General features: G+C 75.8%; 2 protein-coding genes. Both read right to left on the bottom strand.

What is annotated here, in order from left to right:
- On the bottom strand, positions 1–610 hold a 610-nt coding region (locus HW445_RS31705), incomplete at its 3' end, for an NAD(P)/FAD-dependent oxidoreductase (protein ID WP_180224214.1).
- Positions 611–620: 10 nt separating this feature from the next.
- The gene (locus tag HW445_RS31700) at positions 621–1,115 is read right to left on the bottom strand and encodes an SRPBCC family protein (RefSeq protein WP_180224213.1); all 495 of its coding nucleotides are present in this window, start codon (positions 1,113–1,115) and stop codon (positions 621–623) included.
- Positions 1,116–1,213: the final 98 nt, after the last annotated feature.

The raw sequence follows: 1,213 nt of genomic DNA, 5'->3' as shown, positions 1-1,213 counted from the left end.
CCGCGGCCTCCGGGGCGAGGTCGGCGTGGAGGGCGTTGCCGGCCAGCAGCAGCCGGCCGCCCTCCTCCCGGAATTCCTCCTCCCCCAGCCTGCGCACCGGCAGCACCAGGCTGCGGGCCAGTCGCAGCCCGCCGGTGCCGCGCAGCCGCAGCGCCAGCCGGGCGCCCGCCTTGACCGGCGGGAAGGGGGTGAACAGGGCGTCCAGCAGGTCCGGCCGCAGTCGTTCCCACACGTCGTGCAGGTCGCGCCAGGCCTCGCCGTCGCCCTCCGCGAAGCCCTCCAGGGAGGCGACGGTCTGCCCCAGGGTGCGGCCCAGCACGGCGCACCGTCCGTCGCTCAGCGGATGCGCGACCACCCTCGGCGCGTGCCGCCAGCGCAGCCCGTACCGCTCCAGGCGCAGGCTCTCCAGGATGGGCGAGGCGGCGGCGAGCGGGTAGAAGGCGCTGAACAGGTCGTGCACGAACTCCGGGTCGACGCCCCGGTCGTGCCGCACCGCGCCCCCCGCTTCGGGCTGCTCCTCCAGGACGACGACGCTCCAGCCGGCGTCCGCCAGCAGATTGGCCGCGACCAGCCCGTTGGGGCCGGCGCCGATCACCACGGCGTCGGTCATGTGCGCCTCCTCAGGCTCCGGCGGGCCGGACGCGGCCCTGGTCGGACGGTCCGGGCCGTCCGCCGTCGCGGCGGCACGCCTCCTCGCAGACCTCCTCCAGCCGGCGCAGCATCTCCCGGTGCCGCAGCTGGATCAGTGCCTCCACGGCCACGTTGTGGATCTTCCCGCCGGCGCCCTGCAGCGGGTGCTCGTCGACGATGATCAAGGTGTCGTCGCCCCAGGAGCGCAGCTCCAGCGCGATCCGCGCGGTGCCGAGGGGGCCCGCCTTGGCCTCCAGTTCCAGCTCGCGGCCGGGCAGGCAGCGGCGCACCACGGTCTCGTTGTGCAGCCTCAGCGGGCCGAGCCGGATCTCGTACGTGATCGCCGCCCCCACCTCGGGCCAGTCGCCCCGCACCGGCCGGGAGCGCGCGGTGCCGACCACCCAGTCCGCGTAACGCTCGCCGTCCGCGAGGATGCCCCAGACCTCCTCGGGGGTCGCCTTGATCAACCGGTGCCGTTGGGCCATGCCGTCTCCCGCGTCCTGGGGCTCCTGGTGCCGACGGGCCCCTCGGTGCCGATGGTCGCGGGCCGGGTGCCCCGTCACGCGGGGACGAACCCGGGCAG

This window comes from Streptomyces sp. UH6 (assembly GCF_013421635.1).
Lineage (GTDB): Bacteria > Actinomycetota > Actinomycetes > Streptomycetales > Streptomycetaceae > Streptomyces > Streptomyces abyssomicinicus.
Note: the sequence above shows the minus strand (reverse complement) of the source record. Positions and strands in the feature narration are given on the sequence as shown.